Consider the following 18,439-nt stretch of genomic DNA (forward strand, 5'->3'; position numbering starts at 1 on the left):
ATCCTATCAGTCGACGTGTGCGGGAATGCTGAGCAACTCACGTGCGTGTGTCAGGGCGGCATCCGAATCGGGCATACCCGACAGCAGCCTCGCCATCTCGGCCTCGCGATCGGCGCCCTCGAGGCGTCGGACATCGGATGCCGTCACGGAGCCGTCACTGGCCTTCACGACGCTCAGGTGATTGGTGGCGAACGCGGCCACCTGCGCGAGATGGGTGACCGCGATCACCTGCGCCGACTCGGCGAGGCGCGCCAGGCGCCGCCCCACCTCGATCGCCGCGGCGCCGCCGATGCCGGCATCCACCTCGTCGAACACGAACGTCGGAACGGCATCGACGCCCGCGATCACGACCTCGATCGCGAGCATGACCCGGCTGAGCTCGCCGCCCGACGCGCCCTTCGACACCGGTCTCGGCGACGAGCCGGGGTGCGGCGCGAGCAGGATCGTGACCTCGTCGCGCCCCGCCGGGGTGGGCGTGGCGGGGGTCACGGCGACCTCGATGCGCGCGTCGGGGAGCGCAAGGGCCCGCAGCTCCTCGGTCACGAGCGCACCGAGCCGCTGCGCGGCGTCGGTGCGGGCCGCGGTGAGGGCGGCCGCCGCATCATCGAGGGCGGCGGTGGCCGCCTCGCGTTCGCGCGTGAGCCGCTCGATGCGGTCGCCGTCGTCTTCGAGCTCCATGAGGCGAGCCGACCCGCTCGCGAGCAGGTCGAGCGCGGTATCCAGCGACCCGTGGGCGCGCACCAGCGACGCCAGCACAGCACGGCGCTCCTCGACGGCGGCGAGCTCGTGCGGCCCCGCCTCGTCGAGGTCGGCGAGGTAGCCGGCGACCCCGGCCGCGAGGTCCGCGATACGGTAGCCCACCTCGGCAGCCTGTGCGGCGAACTCGGCGAGGGCAGGGTCGCGGTCGGCCGCGCGGTCGAGCGCGCGCCGGGCATCGGCGATGAGCGTGGAGGCGTCGGGCGCCTCGGGCACATCGGCGTCGCCGGAGAGCGCCCCGTGCGCGGTCGCCGCCGCCAGCCGCAGCTCTTCGACGTGGGAGAGGCGCTCAGCCCGCAGCGCGAGCTCGCCGTCTTCGCCGGCGACCGGCGCCGCCTGCTCGACCTCGGCGATGGCCACCCGCAGGTCGGCCGCCTCGCGGGCGCGGGCGTCGAGGTCGGTCTGCAGCTCGCCGAGTTCGCGGTCGAGCGCCCGCCATGCCTCGAAGGCCGTCCGGTACCGCGCGAGCGCCACGGCCACGGCGTCGCCGCCGAAGCGGTCGAGCGCGTCGCGCTGCGCCGCCGCCGACTTCAGCCGGAGCTGATCGGATTGCCCGTGCACCACCACCAGCTCGTCGGCGAGGTCGGCGAGCACCCCGGCGGGTGCCTGGCGGCCGCCGACCGACGCGCGGCTGCGGCCCTCGCCGGAGATCGTGCGACCGACGAGGAGCTCGGCGCGCCCCGCCCCGAGGGGCTCGAGGTCGCCGCCGGCTTCGCGCACGCGGTCGGCGACCGGACCGGTGTCGGGAACGATCCAGACCCCGTCGACGCTGGCCTGCGGCGCCCCGGCGCGCACGGCGCCGACATCGGCCCGCTGGCCCAGCAGCAGACCGAGGCCGGTCACGACCATGGTCTTGCCGGCACCGGTCTCGCCGGTGATGGCGGTGAAGCCGGGACCGATCGGCAGCGTCGCCTCGGCGATCACGCCGAGGTCGCGCAGGCGCATCTCCTCGATCACGCGACACCCCCGTTGGTGGAGCTGGGGCCGCGCCACCCTTCGACGGGAAGCCGGAACTTGCGGACCAGGCGATCGGTGAATGCGGCCGGATGCAGGCGCGCGAGGCGCACCGGACGCGTGGAGCGGCGCACCGAGACCCGGGCGCCGGCCGGCAGGTCGTGCGAGCGACGGCCGTCGCACCACAGGATGCCGGTGCCGTTGGTGCGCTCGAGCAGCTCGATCGCGACCGCGTGGTCGGGGCCGACGACGAGCGGCTTGGCGAACAGCGCGTGGGCCGACAGCGGCACGACCGCGATCGCCTCGACCGTCGGCCAGATCACCGGGCCGCCGGCGGAGAAGTTGTAGGCGGTCGACCCTGTCGGGGTCGAGACCACCACGCCGTCGCATCCGAACGTCGAAAGGGGGCGGCCGTCGACCTCGATGACCACCTCGAGCATGCGCTCCCGGCTCGCTTTCTCGACGGTCGCCTCGTTGAGGGCCCACGTCTCGTAGACGGCCTGGTCGTCGGCATCCTTCACCCGCACGTGCAACGCCATGCGATCTTCGACCGAGTAGTCGCGCGCGATGACGCGGTGCACCGCGTCGTCCATGTCGTCACGCTCGATCTCGGCGAGGAACCCGACGTGGCCCATGTTGATGCCGAGCACCGGAGCGGTGCCCTCGCGCACAAGTTCCGCCGCGCGCAGGATCGTGCCGTCGCCGCCGAGCACGATGGCCAGCTCGATCTCGTCGACGGGCACGTCGTCGACCAGCACCGCGACATCGGCGAGGGCGGGTTCGACGGCCGCCAGGTCGGCACGATCGTCGGCGGCGAGCACCGGTCGGGCGCCGGCCTCGCGCAGCGCGGAGATCACCCGCGAGGCCGCGTGCACCGTGTCGGCGCGTCCCGCGTGGGCCACCACGAGGATGCTGCGATCGGCGTTGGTCATGGACTCCCCGTCAGTCGGTTCACAGTGCTCAACCATTCTGTCGGATTGGCGCCGCGCCCCGGCGCGAGATGCGCGATGTACTCGGCGTTGCCGTGCGTGCCCAGGATCGGGGAGGAGACGATGCCGCACGTGCCGAGGCCCGCATCCCACGCCGCCCACAGCACGCCCGCGACCGCATCCGCGCGCAGCGCCGCGTCGGTGACCAGCCCGCCTTTGACCGCCGTGCGGCCGACTTCGAACTGCGGCTTGATGAGAAGTACGAGATCGGCCCCGGCCGCGGCGACGGCGCGCGCCGCCGGCAGCACATGCGACAGGGAGATGAAGGACAGGTCGCCCGTGATCAGGCCGGGCGCGGCATCCACCCCGCTCGCCTGCGCGAGTGAGGCCGGGGTCATGTACCGCACGTTGAACCCCTCGATCGAGACCACGCCCGGATCGCGTGAGATCGACGGGGCGAGCTGACCGTGGCCGACGTCGACGGCGATGACGGGTTCGGCGCCGCGCTCGCGCAGCACCTGCGTGAATCCGCCCGTCGACGCCCCCATGTCGAGGGCGACCCGCCCCTCGACGACGATGCCGAACGCATCGAGTCCCGCGACGAGCTTGTGGGCGGCGCGGCTGACGTAATGGTCGCCGCCGTCGACCTCGATCACCGCGTCATCGGCCACGCGCACGGAGGGCTTCACGACCGGCCGCCCGTCGACCGACACCACGCCGTCGGCGATCAGCTGCGCCGCATGGGTGCGCGAGCGCGCGAGGCCTCGAGTCGCGAGCGCCGCATCGAGCCGTTCCGTCATGCCGACCGGGCACCGGGCGCGGACTCGAGCCTGCGGGCGAACTCATCATGGAGCGACGCATACGCGGCCGCGCGGTCGGCGAGCGGCTGCTCCTCGATCACCTCGAGCGCCGAGAGCAGGTCGTCGGTCTCGTCCGCGCGGGAGTCGGTGTCGTCCATCCCCTCAGGATAGGACGACGTGGATGCCGGCGAGCGGCGAATCACGGGCGGTGGAAGGGATCCGCGTAGAGCGCCTCGGGCACACGGAAGCCGAAGATCGCGCGGCCGGTCTGCCAGATCGCGGCGGCGCCGGCGCGGAGCAGATCGATCTGCCGCTCCCCCGCCGCCAGGATCGTCACGTCGGGACCGTCGATCCGCACCGACGCGCCTCCCACGCTGACCACGCCATCGCGCACGATCGTCTGCGGGTAGGGCTCGTGCAGTTCTCGCAGGTCGGAGAGCACGTACGTCGGCTGCGAGCCCGCGGGCGCCGCCAGCAGGTGCTTCGGACGGTCGATGCCGGTGAGCACCAAGGCCGACGGGATGCCCGCGCGATTGGCGCCGAGGATGTCGGTGTCGAGACGGTCGCCGAGGAAGAGCGGCGCCGACGCGCCGAACCGCGCGACGGCCTCCTCGAAGATCGGCGTCTCGGGCTTGCCGGCGACCGTCGCCAAGCGTCCGATCGCCGTGTGCACCGCCGACACGAGCGTGCCGTTGCCTGGAGCGACGCCGCGCGACTGCGGAATTGTCCAGTCGGTGTTGGTCGCGATCCAGGGGATCCCGCCCTCCTCCTCGGGGACCTTCAGTGCGAAGGCGGCCTCGGCCAGGTGCGTCCACCCGACCTCCGGGGCGAAGCCCTGCACGACGGCGGCGGGTGCGTCATCGGCCGAGCGGGTCACGATGTAGCCGGACTTCTCCGCCTCGACGACCAGTCCCTCCCCGCCCACGACGAGGATCGTCGACCCCGGCGCGACACGGGTCGCGAGCAGGCGCATCGCCGCCTGCGGGCTGGTGACGACCTCCTCCGCGGCGGTCTGCAGACCGAGTTCGCTCAGGTGCGCCGCCACCGACGCGTCGGTGCGCGACGCGTTGTTGGTGATGTAGCCGAGGCGTCGGCTCTCACCGGCGCCGGTGAGACTCTCCACCGCGTGCGGCAGGGGCCCGGCGCCGGCGTAGACGACCCCATCGAGGTCGGCGAGCACGACGTCGACGCCGTCGAGCGGCGTCGGCGTCGACGACTGCCGGCGCGAGAACAGGCCCATCAGTCGGTCGTCTCCGACGTGTCCGCGTCGTCGCCGGCGACATCGGCGATCGGGATGCCGCCGGTGGAGGTCTCCGTGATCACCTCGTCGTCGAGCTCGATCTCCTCGATCTCCTCCACGACGACCGTCTCGAGGTCGTCGAGTCCGCTCGCGTCGTCGAGCGCCTCGGCGGCGATCACGGCGCGGCGGGCCCACTCGTCGGCCTCGTCGACGCGTCCCAGCTCTTCGAGCACGGCGGCACGCGCGCCGAACAGCGCGGGGCTCCATTCGAAGGCGCGATCCGGATCGAGCTCGGGGATGTCGAGCTCGAGAAGCGCACGGTCCGGCTGATCGAGATCGAGGCGCGCGCCCGACATGGCGATGGCCAGCTCCACACGCACGGCGGTGGGGAGGGCCGCACGGTCGACGTCGCGCCCGACCTCGAGGGCGCGATCGGGGCGGCCGACGCCGCGCTCGCTGTCGACCATCAGCGCGATCTGGTCATCACGGCCGGAGATTCGGCGGTACGTCCGCAGTTCCCGCAGAGCGAGGGCGAAGTCGCCGGTCGCGTACGCGGTGATCGCCAGGGTTTCGCGCACGACCGCGATGCGGCCTGCTCGGCGCGACGCGGAGATCGCGTGCTGGTGGGCGAGCGCCGGGTCTTCGTCGATCAGCTGCGCGGCCATCGCGAGGTGTCGCGCGACGGCGTCGGCGTTCTCCTTGCTGAGGGTCTTCAGCTCGTTGCGCGCACTCGGGTGCAGGTCGCGCGCGGTGACCTCTTCGGGGATCACCGGGTCGTCGTGGCGCGCGCGCACCGGACGGATCTCGCCTTCGCGCATCGCGCGGTCGGGCCGGTCGGCCCCGCCGCGCGTCGGGCGCGGCGACCGCGACGAGAATCCGTCGCGCTTCTCATAGGGTTTGCGGTCACCATCGCGCTTCGCGTAGGAACGCTGTTCACCGTCACGCTTCTGGTACGGCTTCTTGTCGCCGTCGCGCTTCTCGTACGGGCGCTGCTCACCATCGCGCTTCTGATACGGGCGCCGCTCACCATCGCGCTTCGCGTACGGCTTCCGGTCACCATCGCGCTTCGCGTAGGAACGCTGTTCACCGTCACGCTTCTGGTACGGCTTCTTGTCGCCGTCGAGCTTCTCGTACGGGCGCTGCTCACCATCGCGCTTCTGGTAGGGCTTCCGGTCACCATCGCGCTTGGCGTAGGGACGCTGGTCGCCGTCACGCTTCACGTACGAGCGCTGCTCACCATCACGCTTCTGATACGGCTTCTTGTCGCCATCACGCTTCTGATAGGGCTTCTTGTCCCCGTCGCGCTTCACGTAGGGGCGCTTCTCTGCGTCGCGAGGAGGACGTCGATCCGTACGCCGACCGTCGCCCTGTCGCTCCGTGCGCGGCTCGTCGTCTGCCATGTCTCGATCCTCCCCGTTCGCGATCAGTCTGACAATCGCTGTTAACGCGAAATGGCCACCCTGCGTTGGGTGGCCATTTCGGTAATGGAAGTCCGGCGGTGTCCTACTCTCCCACAGGGTCCCCCCTGCAGTACCATCGGCGCTGAGAGGCTTAGCTTCCGGGTTCGGGATGGGACCGGGCGTTTCCCTCTCGCTATGGCCGCCGAAACACTATTGATGTTTCCGGTGTGCAATAACAAAAGATGTTGTTGTTGCGGTGTCCCGACCGTACATCGGGAACCACTCAGTGGACGCGAGCACCATAAACGGTGTGTTATCAAGTCATCGGCTTATTAGTACCAGTCAGCTGCACGCATTGCTGCGCTTCCACATCTGGCCTATCAACCCAGTAGTCTGGCTGGGAGCCTCTCACCCCGTAGGGTATGGAAGTCTCATCTTGAGGCCGGCTTCCCGCTTAGATGCTTTCAGCGGTTATCCATCCCGAACGTAGCTAACCAGCGGTGCACTTGGCAGTACAACTGGCACACCAGAGGTTCGTCCAACCCGGTCCTCTCGTACTAGGGTCAGATCCTCTCAAACTTCCTACGCGCGCAGCGGATAGGGACCGAACTGTCTCACGACGTTCTAAACCCAGCTCGCGTACCGCTTTAATGGGCGAACAGCCCAACCCTTGGGACCTACTCCAGCCCCAGGATGCGACGAGCCGACATCGAGGTGCCAAACCATGCCGTCGATATGGACTCTTGGGCAAGATCAGCCTGTTATCCCCGAGGTACCTTTTATCCGTTGAGCGACAGCGCTTCCACAAGCCACTGCCGGATCACTAGTCCCGACTTTCGTCCCTGCTCGACCTGTCAGTCTCACAGTCAAGCTCCCTTGTGCACTTACACTCGCCACCTGATTGCCAACCAGGTTGAGGGAACCTTTGGGCGCCTCCGTTACTTTTTGGGAGGCAACCGCCCCAGTTAAACTACCCACCAGGCACTGTCCCTGAACCGGATCACGGTTCGAAGTTAGATATCCAGAGTGACCAGAGTGGTATTTCAACAATGACTCCACGAACACTGGCGTGTCCGCTTCACAGTCTCCCACCTATCCTACACAAGCCACACCGAACACCAATACCAAGCTGTAGTAAAGGTCACGGGGTCTTTCCGTCCTGCTGCGCGTAACGAGCATCTTTACTCGTAATGCAATTTCGCCGAGTTCGCGGTTGAGACAGTTGGGAAGTCGTTACGCCATTCGTGCAGGTCGGAACTTACCCGACAAGGAATTTCGCTACCTTAGGATGGTTATAGTTACCACCGCCGTTTACTGGGGCTTAAATTCTGAGCTTCGCCTTGCGGCTGACCCGTCCTCTTAACCTTCCAGCACCGGGCAGGCGTCAGTCCGTATACATCGTCTTGCGACTTGGCACGGACCTGTGTTTTTAGTAAACAGTCGCTACCCACTAGTCTCTGCGGCCCCCACACGCTTTCGGAGCAAGTCCTAATACGCGGAGGGCCCCCCTTCTCCCGAAGTTACGGGGGCATTTTGCCGAGTTCCTTAACCACGATTCTCTCGATCTCCTTGGTATTCTCTACCTGACCACCTGAGTCGGTTTGGGGTACGGGCGGCTAGAACCTCGCGTCGATGCTTTTCTTGGCAGCATAGGATCACCCACTTTTCATCCGCATCGTGTCTCAGCCTGTATGAGTCGCGGATTTGCCTACGACTCGGCCTACGCACTTGCCCCGGGACAACCATCGCCCGGGATGGGCTACCTTCCTGCGTCACACCTGTTAATACGCTAACCGCACCAGCATGGGGTCGAGCGTTCACCACCACCGCCTCACCCCGAAGGGATCCGCTGCATGACGGCTAGGACTCTTAGCACCACTGGATTGATTGGGGCGGTTCTTCGCCGGTACGGGAATATCAACCCGTTGTCCATCGACTACGCCTGTCGGCCTCGCCTTAGGTCCCGACTTACCCAGGGAAGATTAGCTTGACCCTGGAACCCTTGGTCTTTCGGAGGACGTGTTTCTCACACGTCTTTCGCTACTCATGCCTGCATTCTCACTCGTGTCGCGTCCACGGCTGGGTCACCCCGCCGCTTCACTCGCGACACGACGCTCTCCTACCCATCAACACGGCTGGACCACGAAGGCCTACCAATAATGTCAATGCCACAACTTCGGTGGCGTGCTTGAGCCCCGTTACATTGTCGGCGCGGAATCACTTGACCAGTGAGCTATTACGCACTCTTTCAAGGGTGGCTGCTTCTAAGCCAACCTCCTGGTTGTCTGAGCAACTCCACATCCTTTCCCACTTAGCACGCGCTTAGGGACCTTAGTTGGTGGTCTGGGTTGTTTCCCTCTCGACTATGAAGCTTATCCCCCACAGTCTCACTGCTGCGCTCTCACTTACCGGCATTCGGAGTTTGGCTGACGTCAGTAACCTGGTCGGGCCCATCGGCCATCCAGTAGCTCTACCTCCGGCAAGAAACACGCAACGCTGCACCTAAATGCATTTCGGAGAGAACCAGCTATCACGAAGTTTGATTGGCCTTTCACCCCTATCCACAGCTCATCCCCTCAGTTTTCAACCTAAGTGGGTTCGGCCCTCCACGACGTCTTACCGTCGCTTCAGCCTGGCCATGGATAGATCACTTCGCTTCGGGTCTAGGACACGCGACTGAATCGCCCTATTCAGACTCGCTTTCGCTACGGCTACCCCACACGGGTTAACCTCGCCACGTATCGCTAACTCGCAGGCTCATTCTTCAAAAGGCACGCTGTCACACCTACCAGGGGTGCTCCAACGGTTTGTAAGCAAACGGTTTCAGGTACTATTTCACTCCCCTCCCGGGGTACTTTTCACCTTTCCCTCACGGTACTTGTCCGCTATCGGTCATCTGGGAGTATTTAGGCTTATCAGGTGGTCCTGACAGATTCACACGGGATTTCTCGGGCCCCGTGCTACTTGGGATACTCTCCACGCTGCGTCACGCATTTCGGTTACGGGGCTGGCACCCACTCTGGCCGGCCTTTCAAGACCGTTCACCTATACACACGCATCACGTCCACTGCTCGGCAGAACAGTACGGAAAGTCCCACAACCCCCAACATGCAACTCCTGCCGGATATCACACACACTGGGTTTAGCCTGATCCGGTTTCGCTCGCCACTACTAACGGAATCGCGGTTGCTTTCTCTTCCTGTGGGTACTGAGATGTTTCACTTCCCCACGTTCCCTCTACCCGCCCTATATATTCAGGCGGGAGTCACCAGGCACGCACGCGCCCTGGCGGGGTTTCCCCATTCGGACACCCTCGGATCAAAACTTGCTTATCAGTTCCCCGAGGCTTATCGCAGATTGCTACGTCCTTCTTCGGCTCCAGATGCCAAGGCATCCACCGTTTGCTCTTAAAGACTTGAAATCACATGAGTTGAATCAAAAACCCGACCCGACCCCAAAAGGGCCGGAATCAGAAATTGACTAATGATCTTTAAGATCATCTTTCACGAACCAAGCCCGAAGACCTGGTTCGAAGATGCTCGCGTCCACTGTGTAGTTCTCAAAGTACGGGCGGTACCCACCCCCACAACCAGCAAAAAAAACCGGCAGCAAGAATGGGCCCAGAGGAAAGGAACACACCATCCGAAGACAATGCGCATCCGGTCCCTCAGGACCCAACAGCGTGCACGCCCCACCCAACAGAGCCCAGAACCTTCCAACCACCGAAATGGCGTACTAACTCCAAACCCCCAGGAAGAGGCCTCGTCAAATGTTCCACCCATGAGCTACCGGCAGACACATTCGGTCTGATCCGGCGCCTGGACACCCACCACCCCAAAAGGCGATGACTGCCAGATGCTCCTTAGAAAGGAGGTGATCCAGCCGCACCTTCCGGTACGGCTACCTTGTTACGACTTAGTCCTAATTACCGATCCCACCTTCGACAGCTCCCTCCACAAGGGTTGGGCCACCGGCTTCAGGTGTTACCGACTTTCATGACTTGACGGGCGGTGTGTACAAGACCCGGGAACGTATTCACCGCAGCGTTGCTGATCTGCGATTACTAGCGACTCCGACTTCATGAGGTCGAGTTGCAGACCTCAATCCGAACTGGGACCGGCTTTTTGGGATTCGCTCCACCTCACGGTATTGCAGCCCTTTGTACCGGCCATTGTAGCATGCGTGAAGCCCAAGACATAAGGGGCATGATGATTTGACGTCATCCCCACCTTCCTCCGAGTTGACCCCGGCAGTATCCCATGAGTTCCCACCATTACGTGCTGGCAACATAGAACGAGGGTTGCGCTCGTTGCGGGACTTAACCCAACATCTCACGACACGAGCTGACGACAACCATGCACCACCTGTTCACCAGTGTCCAAAGAGTTCCGTATCTCTACGGCGTTCTGGTGTATGTCAAGCCTTGGTAAGGTTCTTCGCGTTGCATCGAATTAATCCGCATGCTCCGCCGCTTGTGCGGGTCCCCGTCAATTCCTTTGAGTTTTAGCCTTGCGGCCGTACTCCCCAGGCGGGGAACTTAATGCGTTAGCTGCGTCACGGAATCCGTGGAATGGACCCCACAACTAGTTCCCAACGTTTACGGGGTGGACTACCAGGGTATCTAAGCCTGTTCGCTCCCCACCCTTTCGCTCCTCAGCGTCAGTTACGGCCCAGAGATCTGCCTTCGCCATCGGTGTTCCTCCTGATATCTGCGCATTCCACCGCTACACCAGGAATTCCAATCTCCCCTACCGCACTCTAGTCTGCCCGTACCCACTGCAGACCCGAGGTTGAGCCTCGGGATTTCACAGCAGACGCGACAAACCGCCTACGAGCTCTTTACGCCCAATAATTCCGGATAACGCTTGCGCCCTACGTATTACCGCGGCTGCTGGCACGTAGTTAGCCGGCGCTTTTTCTGCAGGTACCGTCACGAATTGCTTCTTCCCTGCTAAAAGAGGTTTACAACCCGAAGGCCGTCATCCCTCACGCGGCGTTGCTGCATCAGGCTTCCGCCCATTGTGCAATATTCCCCACTGCTGCCTCCCGTAGGAGTCTGGGCCGTGTCTCAGTCCCAGTGTGGCCGGTCACCCTCTCAGGCCGGCTACCCGTCGACGCCTTGGTGAGCCATTACCTCACCAACAAGCTGATAGGCCGCGAGCCCATCCCCAACCAAAAAATCTTTCCCACCACAGACCATGCGATCGTGGTGCATATCCGGTATTAGACGCCGTTTCCAGCGCTTATCCCAGAGTCAGGGGCAGGTTGCTCACGTGTTACTCACCCGTTCGCCACTGATCCACCCAGCAAGCTGAGCTTCACCGTTCGACTTGCATGTGTTAAGCACGCCGCCAGCGTTCATCCTGAGCCAGGATCAAACTCTCCATAAAGAAAAAATGCATACACAACCGGGAAAACGATCATGCAGCGAGTTCGAACTGACCAAAAACGAATATCAAACTGACATCCATACGCCAACCCAAAAAGGATTGGACTTTGATCCAAAGGAATTCACTCACCAGCCAAAAAGACTGGACGAGGAAAAAAATTGGCATTTGACAAGTGCACGCTGTTGAGTTCTCAAGGATCGGACACACCTGCAGACCAACCACCAACCGGCAGCCGCTCCCCGCAGGGCAACTTCACAATCTTATCCGCCTCAGGCCGTCTGTCAAATCGACGCACCCGGACCAGCTGGTCCGAGGAGACGCGATGACCGCGGTCCCTGGGGAGGACAACCCATTCATGGTAGACCACACAGACGCGAGTCCGCCAGGTCTTCTATGAGTGGGAGGTGTTCGGCACTTGAGGGGGCGGGGCTCTGCCTCACCGCTCTCCCTTTGGGGCGAACAAGAAAGACATTACGCGTGATCGGGCGCACCGTCGAATCGAGGTGGCATCCCGGGCGTGTCGCGAGGTGTTCCCGGGGCGCGGGGACCCGCGCGGGTACTGGTCCGCCGGGCCGTCGCGCCGTAGTGTCCACGCATGGGCGAGACGAGAAGTCGATGACGCGCAGCGCCCGCGCGATGCTCGAGACGGTGTGGGCCGCCCTGGGTCGCGACCGCGCCGAGCTCGCGCTGGTGCATGGGCCGCGCCACCCGGTGCCTCTGTCCGCCGTCACCGACGTCGGTGCGCTCGCGTGGGCGAGTGTGGCGGCGGCGAGTCTCACTGCCGCCCGGCTCGCCGGTGCGGCCGCCGTCGACCTCGATCCCACCCGGGTGGCCATCGTCTACGGGTCGGAGCGCCACTTCCGTCTCGACGGCAGCCGGCCCGACGCCTTCGCGGCACTCTCGGGATTCTTCCGCACCTCCGACGGGTGGGTGCGCACGCACGCGAACTACCCCTGGCACGCCCGCGCGCTGCGCGACGCGCTGGGCCTCGCCGACGACGCGAGCGCCGAGTCCGCCGCGCGTGCGTTCTCCGCGGCGGACGCCGTGAAGCTGTCACGCACCGTGTCGGATGCGGGCGGCATCTGCACCCCGGTGCTCGCCGAAGTCCCCGCGCACGACGCCGGCCTTCGCGCCGCGCCGATCCTGCGCGTCGCCCGACTCGGAGGAGGGCCACCGGCGCCCCTCGCCCCGGCATCGCCGGCGCGCCCGCTCGAGGGGGTGCGCGTGCTCGACCTCACCCGCGTGATCGCCGGTCCGATCGCCACCCGCACGCTGGCCCTGCTCGGTGCCGATGTCCTGCGCATCGATCCGCCGGATCATCCCGAGATCGGATGGCAGCACCTGGACACCGGACACGCGAAGCGCTCCTGCGTGCTCGACGCGCGCTCCCCCGCGTTCGACGCGCTGCTGCGCACCGCCGACGTCGTGGTGCTGGGCTACCGGCCGGCGGGGATGGACCGCATCGGTCTCGCGCCGGAGACGCTCGCGCGCCGTCGCCCCGGCATCATCGTGGCCCGTCTGTCGGCGTGGGGCGCGGATGCCGCGGACCGCCGCGGGTTCGACAGCATCGTGCAGGCCGCCAGCGGCATCTCGTGGCTCGAGTCGCGCGACGGGGCGATCCCGGGCGCGCTCCCCGCCCAGGCGCTCGACCACAGCGCGGGCTACCTGCTCGCCGCCGCGGTCGTCTCCCTGATCGCCCGGCGCGCGCACGAAGGCGGTTCGTGGATCGCCGACACGTCGCTGCGCCGCGTGGCCGCCGAGCTGCTCCACCTGCCGCGCACCTCCGCGCCCGATCCCGGTGACGCTCCCGACCCGACCTCGCACCTGCAGCACTTCGTCGTCGATGGCCTCGCCCTCACCACCACGGCGCCCGCCCTGGCGTACGCGGGCGGGCCGACGACCTTCGCTCCCCCACGGCCCTGGGGGCAGGACGCCGCGGGCTGGGCCGACCGCAGCGCCTGAGCGGGGGCGATCAGCGCTCAGCCGGCACTGTTCCGCGCGCGCGGGCGACCTGCACGCCGATGCACAGGGCGAGGGTGCCGAGACCCCACGCCGCGCACGCGGGCGGGAGCACACGATAGGCCAGATGGGCGACGGTGAACACGGCATCCAGCGGACCGAGCACGGCCAGTCCCCACAGCCACGCCGCGAGCAGGACGAGCGGAAGCGAGAGCCACCACGACCATCGTGCCCACGACGGCAGAAGGCACGGGAGGGATGCCGCGGGCCGGCGCCCACGCAGCCAGAGGATCGCCCACACCGCGATGATCGCGAGCCCCACGACGCTGGAGCCGTGCTGCAGCCACTTGTAGCCGAGCAGCGGGCCCCACTGCTCGTCGAGCAGCGGCAGGGCCTCGACCCCGGCGCGCCCTTCGTGGGTGAACAGGTCCCAGGCGATGTGGCTGACGACGCCGATGAGGAGGGATGCCACCAGCAGCGCCGCACCTGTCGCCGACCCGCGGCGCCTCCCGTCGGCGGATCCGTCGATCGACAGGGTCTCGCGTGCGGAGGCGGCGGCACCGGCATCCCATTGCTCGGGCAGCCGCCCCGCCAGCCACCGCGGCGCCAGCTCCCGCGCGGCCGGGCGCAGCACGCACCGCCAGACGAGCAGCAGCACGAGCGCGACCAGCACCGTCGCGGGCAGCCAGCCGAGGTCGTGCGTGCGCCCGTACGAGAGCGGGAGCCCGCGCACAAACAGGGGCAGATCCGGCGTCATCGCGCCCACGGCGATGGCCGCCGGCACGAGCGGCGTGCGCACGAACGGCAGCGCGACGACCGCGTGACTCGGCGTGAACGGCACGCTCTGCCCGCGCGCTCAGCGACCGGTGACGAAGACGCCGGCGAGGGTCTTCTTGCCGCGGCGCAGCACCGACACACCCCCGGGGAGCGACCCCGAGACGACGGTCGCCTCGTCGCCGACCTTCACGCCGTCGAGCGAGACGCCGCCCTGGGCGATCGCCCGGCGGCCCTCCGACAGGCTCGACACGAGGCCCGTGTCGACGAGCGCCGGAAGGATGCCGGTGCCGGCGGGAACCGTCGCGTGCGGAAGCTCCTCGAGCGCGTGACGCAGGGTCTCCGCGTCGAGCGCGGACAGATCGCCCTGTCCGAACAGCGCCTCCGAAGCGGCGATGACCGCCTCCGTCGCCGCCGCGCCGTGCACGAACGCGGTCACCTCCAGAGCCAGGCGCTTCTGCGCCTCGCGGCGGAAGGGCTCCGCTGCCACGCGCCGCTCGTACTCCTCGATCTCGTCGCGCGTGAGGAACGTGAAGACCTTCAGGCGCGATATCACGTCGCTGTCGTCGGTGTTGAGCCAGAACTGGTACATGCGGTACGGGCTGCACATCGCGGCATCCAGCCAGATCGCATTGCCCTCGCTCTTGCCGAACTTGGTGCCGTCGCTGTTGGTGATCAGCGGCGTGCCGATCGCGTGCACCGAGACGCCCTCGACGCGATGGATGAGATCCGTGCCGCTGGTGAGGTTGCCCCACTGGTCGGACCCGCCCGTCTGCAGCACACAGTCGTACTGGCGGTACAGCTCGAGGTAGTCCATGCCCTGCAGGATCTGGTAGCTGAACTCGGTGTAGCTGATGCCCGCCTCCGAGTTGAGGCGCGCGGCGACGGCGTCCTTCTTCAGCATCGTTCCGACGCGGTAGTGCTTGCCGATCTCGCGGAGGAAGTCGATGGCGCTCATCGGCGCCGTCCAGTCGAGGTTGTTGACGATGCGCGCCGCGTTCTCGCCCTCGAAGCTCAGGAACCGCTCGACCTGCGAGCGGAGGTACCCCACCCACTCGGCGACCGTCTCGCGCGTGTTGAGGGTGCGCTCGGCCGACGGGCGGGGGTCGCCCACGAGGCCCGTCGACCCGCCGACGAGTCCGAGGGGCTTGTGCCCGGCCAGCTGCATGCGGCGCATCGTCAGCAGCTGCACGAGGTTGCCCAGGTGCAGGCTCGGCGCGGTCGGATCGAAGCCGCAGTAGTACGTGATCGGGCCGCCGGAGAGAAGGGCGCGCAGCGCCTCCTGATCGGTGGACACATGCACGAGGCCGCGCCAGACCAGCTCGTCCCAGACGTTCTCGAACGACGGGTCGTTGGCGGGGGCGGTCGTGCTCACGACGGCGGTAGACACGCGTGCCAGGCTATCAGCGGGTGGATGCCACGGGTCGCGATCCCCCTTTCGGGTATACAGCTTCTGAGCTAAACTCTTGGTACATCAGTCCACAGACTCAAGGCACTCCTCATGTTCGTCATCACCACGGATCAGCGCGGCAGCCGTCGCGGCACCGACCTCGTGCCCCAGGGCATCGCCGCGATCAGGCGCGCCGGTGCGCCCGCGATCGCCCTCGCCCCCGAGCGCACCGCCGGCGACGAGGTGCAGGTCGCGCTGACAGACGCCGCGGCGGTGCTCGCGACCGTGCTGGACCTGACCCGCGCGGGCACCTGGAGCGTCGGGGTGGGCGTCGGCGAGATCGAGACGCCCCTCCCCGACAACGTGCGGGCCGGCCGCGGATCGGCGTTCGTGCGCGCCCGGTCCGCCGTCGAGCAGGCCAAGCGCGCTCCGGGCCGGATCGCGCTCGTGGGCGCCGACGGCGACGAGGCACCCGACGCCGAGGCGCTCGTGCGCACCCTCGTCGACATCCGCGACCGGCGCACCGCCGAGGGGTGGGAGGTGTACGACCTCCTCGCGACCGGCCGATCGCAGCGCGACGCCGCCGAGGAGCTCGCGATCAGCGAGTCGGCCGTCAGCCTGCGCGCGAAGGCCGCCGCGCTGCGGGTCGAGGAGGCCGCCGTGCCCGCGCTCGTCCGGCTGCTCGAACGCGCCGATGTCGCGTCAGGAGCGCGTCGCACCCCTCTGCCAGACTGACCGCATGGTCCTCCCCGACGCCCTGCTGATCGCCGCGCTGTCGATCTTCCTGTTCCTCACGCTGTGCGGCGTGCTCGTGCTCGTCATCGTGAGTCTGCGCAAGCCCGCCACCGTGCCGCTCGCCGTCGCGAGCGGGCTGATCGTGCTGTGCGCGCTCGTGCTGAGCGTCTTCCCCCTGAACGTGCCGACCATCGTGGGGCTCATGCTCGCGCTGCTGGGTGCGGCGGCCGCGATCCTCGGCGGCGACCCGGTGACGCGGCGCGTGCTCGACATCGCCACGCACGGCCGGGTGGCCGACGGCGAGAACGGGGGCATCCTGCTGCGGGCGCCGGCGCCCCCGGGCGCGACCACCGCCGCCCCGGTGCGCGAGGTGCTGCGCGGCGGCGTCACGATCGGCTATCTCGAGCGCATCGGCGTGACCCTCGCGGTGATCGCGGGCTTCCCCGAGGCGATCGCCGTCGTCGTCGCAGTGAAGAGCGTCGGCCGCTTCTCGGAACTGGCCGCCGCCGAAGCACGGGAGCGCTTCATCATCGGCACCCTCGCGAGCCTCCTGTGGGCGTCGGTCGCCTCCGGAGTCGTGCGGCTCGCCATCGTCTGACAGCCGAAGCCCTTCACGCGCCCGACCGCGCCGACCGGGCGGTCGCGCCGGGTCGTCAGAGCCCGAGAGCGTGGGCCGCGCCCTGCGCGCGCGCGATGAGCTCGGCGCGCTGCTCGGCGACGCGCACCGGGGCGGTTCCCCCGGTTCCGGTGCGCGAGGCGACCGAGCCCTCGATCGTGAGCACCGTGCGCACCGACGGGGTCAGGTGCGTCGACACGCTCGCGAGCAGGTCGTCGGAGGCGTCTTCGAGGCCGATCTCGGACTCCTCGCAGGCGCGCACGAGCGCGCCGGAGATCTCGTGCGCGTCGCGGAACGGAATGCCTTGTTTGACGAGCCATTCGGCGACGTCGGTCGCGAGCGAGAAGCCCTCCGGCGCGAGCGCCGCCATGCGGGCCGTGTCGAACCGCAGCGTCGCGACCATCCCGGCGAAGGCGGGCAGCACGACTTCGAGTGTGCGCACCGAGTCGAAGACCGGCTCCTTGTCCTCCTGCAGGTCGCGGTTGTACGCGAGCGGCAGGCCCTTCAGCGTCGCGAGGAGCCCGGAGAGGTTGCCGATGAGCCGGCCCGACTTTCCTCGCGCGAGCTCGGCGATGTCGGGGTTCTTCTTCTGCGGCATGATGCTCGACCCGGTCGAGTAGCCGTCGTCGAGGGTGACGAAGCCGAACTCCCGCGTGTTCCACAGGATGATCTCCTCGGCGAACCGCGACAGGTCCACCCCGATCATCGCGGCGATGAAGGCGAACTCCGCGACCACGTCGCGCGCCGACGTGCCGTCGAGCGAATTCTCCGCGGGCCGGGCGAGGCCGAGTTCGCGGGCGACGAGCTGCGGGTCGAGGCCGAGAGTGGAGCCCGCCAGAGCGCCGCCGCCGTAGGGCGAGACCGCGGCACGGGCGGACCAGTCGCGCAGGCGCTCGAGGTCGCGCACGAGGGGCCAGGCGTGCGCCTGGAGATGGTGGGCCAGCAGCACCGGCTGCGCATGCTGCAGGTGGGTGCGACCGGGCATGATCGCGTCGGGGTGCGCCTCGGCCTGGGCCACGAGCGCGTCGATGAGTCGCAGCACCTCGCGGGCGATGATGCGGGCGTGGTCGATCAGGTACATGCGCACGAGCGTCGCGATCTGGTCGTTGCGACTGCGACCGGCCCGCAGCTTGCCGCCGAGCTCGGGACCGACCTGCGCGATGAGCGCCTGCTCCAGTGCGCCGTGCACGTCTTCGTCGGTGGGGGCGGCGACGAGCGTGCCGCTGCGCACCGCATCGGCGAGCGCGTCGAGTCCGGCGTGCATGGCCGCCGCCTCGTCACCGGTGAGGTAGCCCGCGTCGGCGAGCGCCCGCGCGTGGGCGTGGGAGCCCGCGATGTCGTAGAGGGCCAGCGTCCAGTCGAAATGGGTCGAGCGGCTCAGCTCCACCAGCTCGGGCGACGGCCCCGTCGCGAAGCGGGCGCCCCACAGCGCGCCCTCGTTGGTGCCTTCCGCCTTCGCATCACTCACCGCACCAGCCTACCCAGCAGTGCCGCCC

General features: G+C 67.3%; 12 protein-coding genes and 3 rRNA genes. 3 read left to right on the forward strand and 12 right to left on the reverse strand.

The window, feature by feature from the left end; translation table 11 throughout:
• Positions 1-6 precede the first annotated feature (6 nt).
• The 9 genes from recN to HQM25_RS10615 form a co-directional block, all read right to left on the reverse strand.
• The gene (recN, locus tag HQM25_RS10575; protein ID WP_172990197.1) at positions 7-1,713 is read right to left on the reverse strand and encodes a DNA repair protein RecN; all 1,707 of its coding nucleotides are present in this window, start codon (positions 1,711-1,713) and stop codon (positions 7-9) included.
• Complete coding sequence (locus tag HQM25_RS10580) at positions 1,710-2,642, reverse strand: NAD kinase (protein WP_172990198.1); 933 nt, start codon at positions 2,640-2,642, stop codon at positions 1,710-1,712. The genes recN and HQM25_RS10580 overlap by 4 nt, the downstream gene beginning before the upstream one ends.
• Complete coding sequence (locus HQM25_RS10585) at positions 2,639-3,439, reverse strand: TlyA family RNA methyltransferase (protein ID WP_172990199.1); 801 nt, start codon at positions 3,437-3,439, stop codon at positions 2,639-2,641. Before HQM25_RS10585 ends, HQM25_RS10580 begins: the two co-directional genes overlap by 4 nt.
• Positions 3,436-3,597 (reverse strand): hypothetical protein, encoded by a 162-nt coding sequence (locus tag HQM25_RS10590; protein ID WP_172990200.1) that lies wholly within the window; start codon positions 3,595-3,597, stop codon positions 3,436-3,438. Before HQM25_RS10590 ends, HQM25_RS10585 begins: the two co-directional genes overlap by 4 nt.
• Before the next feature lie 41 nt (positions 3,598-3,638).
• Complete coding sequence (locus HQM25_RS10595; protein WP_172990201.1) at positions 3,639-4,679, reverse strand: HAD-IIA family hydrolase; 1,041 nt, start codon at positions 4,677-4,679, stop codon at positions 3,639-3,641.
• Positions 4,679-6,079 carry a primosomal protein gene (locus tag HQM25_RS17840; RefSeq protein ID WP_172990202.1) on the reverse strand — a complete coding sequence of 467 codons (1,401 nt, stop codon included), beginning with the start codon at positions 6,077-6,079 and terminating at the stop codon, positions 4,679-4,681. Before HQM25_RS17840 ends, HQM25_RS10595 begins: the two co-directional genes overlap by 1 nt.
• A gap of 90 nt (positions 6,080-6,169) precedes the next feature.
• Positions 6,170-6,286, reverse strand: a 5S ribosomal RNA gene (rrf, locus tag HQM25_RS10605).
• Positions 6,287-6,391: 105 nt separating this feature from the next.
• Positions 6,392-9,500: ribosomal RNA gene (locus HQM25_RS10610) — 23S ribosomal RNA — on the reverse strand.
• A 445-nt stretch (positions 9,501-9,945) separates the two neighbouring features.
• Positions 9,946-11,469: ribosomal RNA gene (locus tag HQM25_RS10615) — 16S ribosomal RNA — on the reverse strand.
• The 16S, 23S and 5S rRNA genes sit together here, the layout of an rRNA operon.
• 615 nt (positions 11,470-12,084) lie before the next feature.
• Between HQM25_RS10615 and HQM25_RS10620 the strand changes: the two genes are divergently transcribed.
• Complete coding sequence (locus tag HQM25_RS10620) at positions 12,085-13,431, forward strand: CoA transferase (protein WP_254359278.1); 1,347 nt, start codon at positions 12,085-12,087, stop codon at positions 13,429-13,431.
• Positions 13,432-13,441: 10 nt separating this feature from the next.
• On the opposite strand, the gene HQM25_RS10625 is transcribed toward HQM25_RS10620, so the two are convergent.
• Entirely contained in the window at positions 13,442-14,269 is an 828-nt protein-coding gene (locus HQM25_RS10625) for a DUF4184 family protein (protein WP_172990203.1), read from the reverse strand.
• A 15-nt stretch (positions 14,270-14,284) separates the two neighbouring features.
• Positions 14,285-15,592 carry a tyrosine--tRNA ligase gene (gene tyrS, locus HQM25_RS10630; protein ID WP_254359280.1) on the reverse strand — a complete coding sequence of 436 codons (1,308 nt, stop codon included), beginning with the start codon at positions 15,590-15,592 and terminating at the stop codon, positions 14,285-14,287.
• Between the two features lie 111 nt (positions 15,593-15,703).
• On the opposite strand from tyrS, the gene HQM25_RS10635 reads away from it, so the two are divergent.
• On the forward strand, positions 15,704-16,327 hold the full coding sequence (locus HQM25_RS10635) for a DNA-binding protein (protein WP_172990204.1): 624 nt from the start codon (positions 15,704-15,706) through the stop codon (positions 16,325-16,327).
• Between the two features lie 4 nt (positions 16,328-16,331).
• Positions 16,332-16,925, forward strand: coding sequence for a hypothetical protein (locus HQM25_RS10640; protein WP_172990205.1), 594 nt, complete (start codon positions 16,332-16,334; stop codon positions 16,923-16,925).
• 55 nt (positions 16,926-16,980) lie between these two features.
• On the opposite strand, the gene argH is transcribed toward HQM25_RS10640, so the two are convergent.
• Positions 16,981-18,411, reverse strand: coding sequence for an argininosuccinate lyase (gene argH, locus HQM25_RS10645; protein ID WP_172990206.1), 1,431 nt, complete (start codon positions 18,409-18,411; stop codon positions 16,981-16,983).
• Between the last annotated feature and the right edge of the window lie 28 nt (positions 18,412-18,439).

It is taken from the genome of Microbacterium hominis (assembly GCF_013282805.1).
GTDB classification, from domain to species: Bacteria; Actinomycetota; Actinomycetes; order Actinomycetales; family Microbacteriaceae; genus Microbacterium; species Microbacterium hominis_B.

Excerpts from the sequence above, each read along its gene's own strand:
- HQM25_RS10580 (WP_172990198.1), bottom strand. The coding sequence starts at position 2,642 with ATGACCAACGCCGATCGCAGCATCCTCGTGGTGGCCCACGCGGGACGC.
- HQM25_RS10585 (WP_172990199.1), bottom strand. The coding sequence starts at position 3,439 with ATGACGGAACGGCTCGATGCGGCGCTCGCGACTCGAGGCCTCGCGCGC.
- HQM25_RS10590 (WP_172990200.1), bottom strand. The coding sequence starts at position 3,597 with ATGGACGACACCGACTCCCGCGCGGACGAGACCGACGACCTGCTCTCG.
- HQM25_RS10595 (WP_172990201.1), bottom strand. The coding sequence starts at position 4,679 with ATGGGCCTGTTCTCGCGCCGGCAGTCGTCGACGCCGACGCCGCTCGAC.
- HQM25_RS17840 (WP_172990202.1), bottom strand. The coding sequence starts at position 6,079 with ATGGCAGACGACGAGCCGCGCACGGAGCGACAGGGCGACGGTCGGCGT.
- HQM25_RS10620 (WP_254359278.1), top strand. The coding sequence starts at position 12,085 with ATGACGCGCAGCGCCCGCGCGATGCTCGAGACGGTGTGGGCCGCCCTG.
- HQM25_RS10635 (WP_172990204.1), top strand. The coding sequence starts at position 15,704 with ATGTTCGTCATCACCACGGATCAGCGCGGCAGCCGTCGCGGCACCGAC.
- HQM25_RS10640 (WP_172990205.1), top strand. The coding sequence starts at position 16,332 with ATGGTCCTCCCCGACGCCCTGCTGATCGCCGCGCTGTCGATCTTCCTG.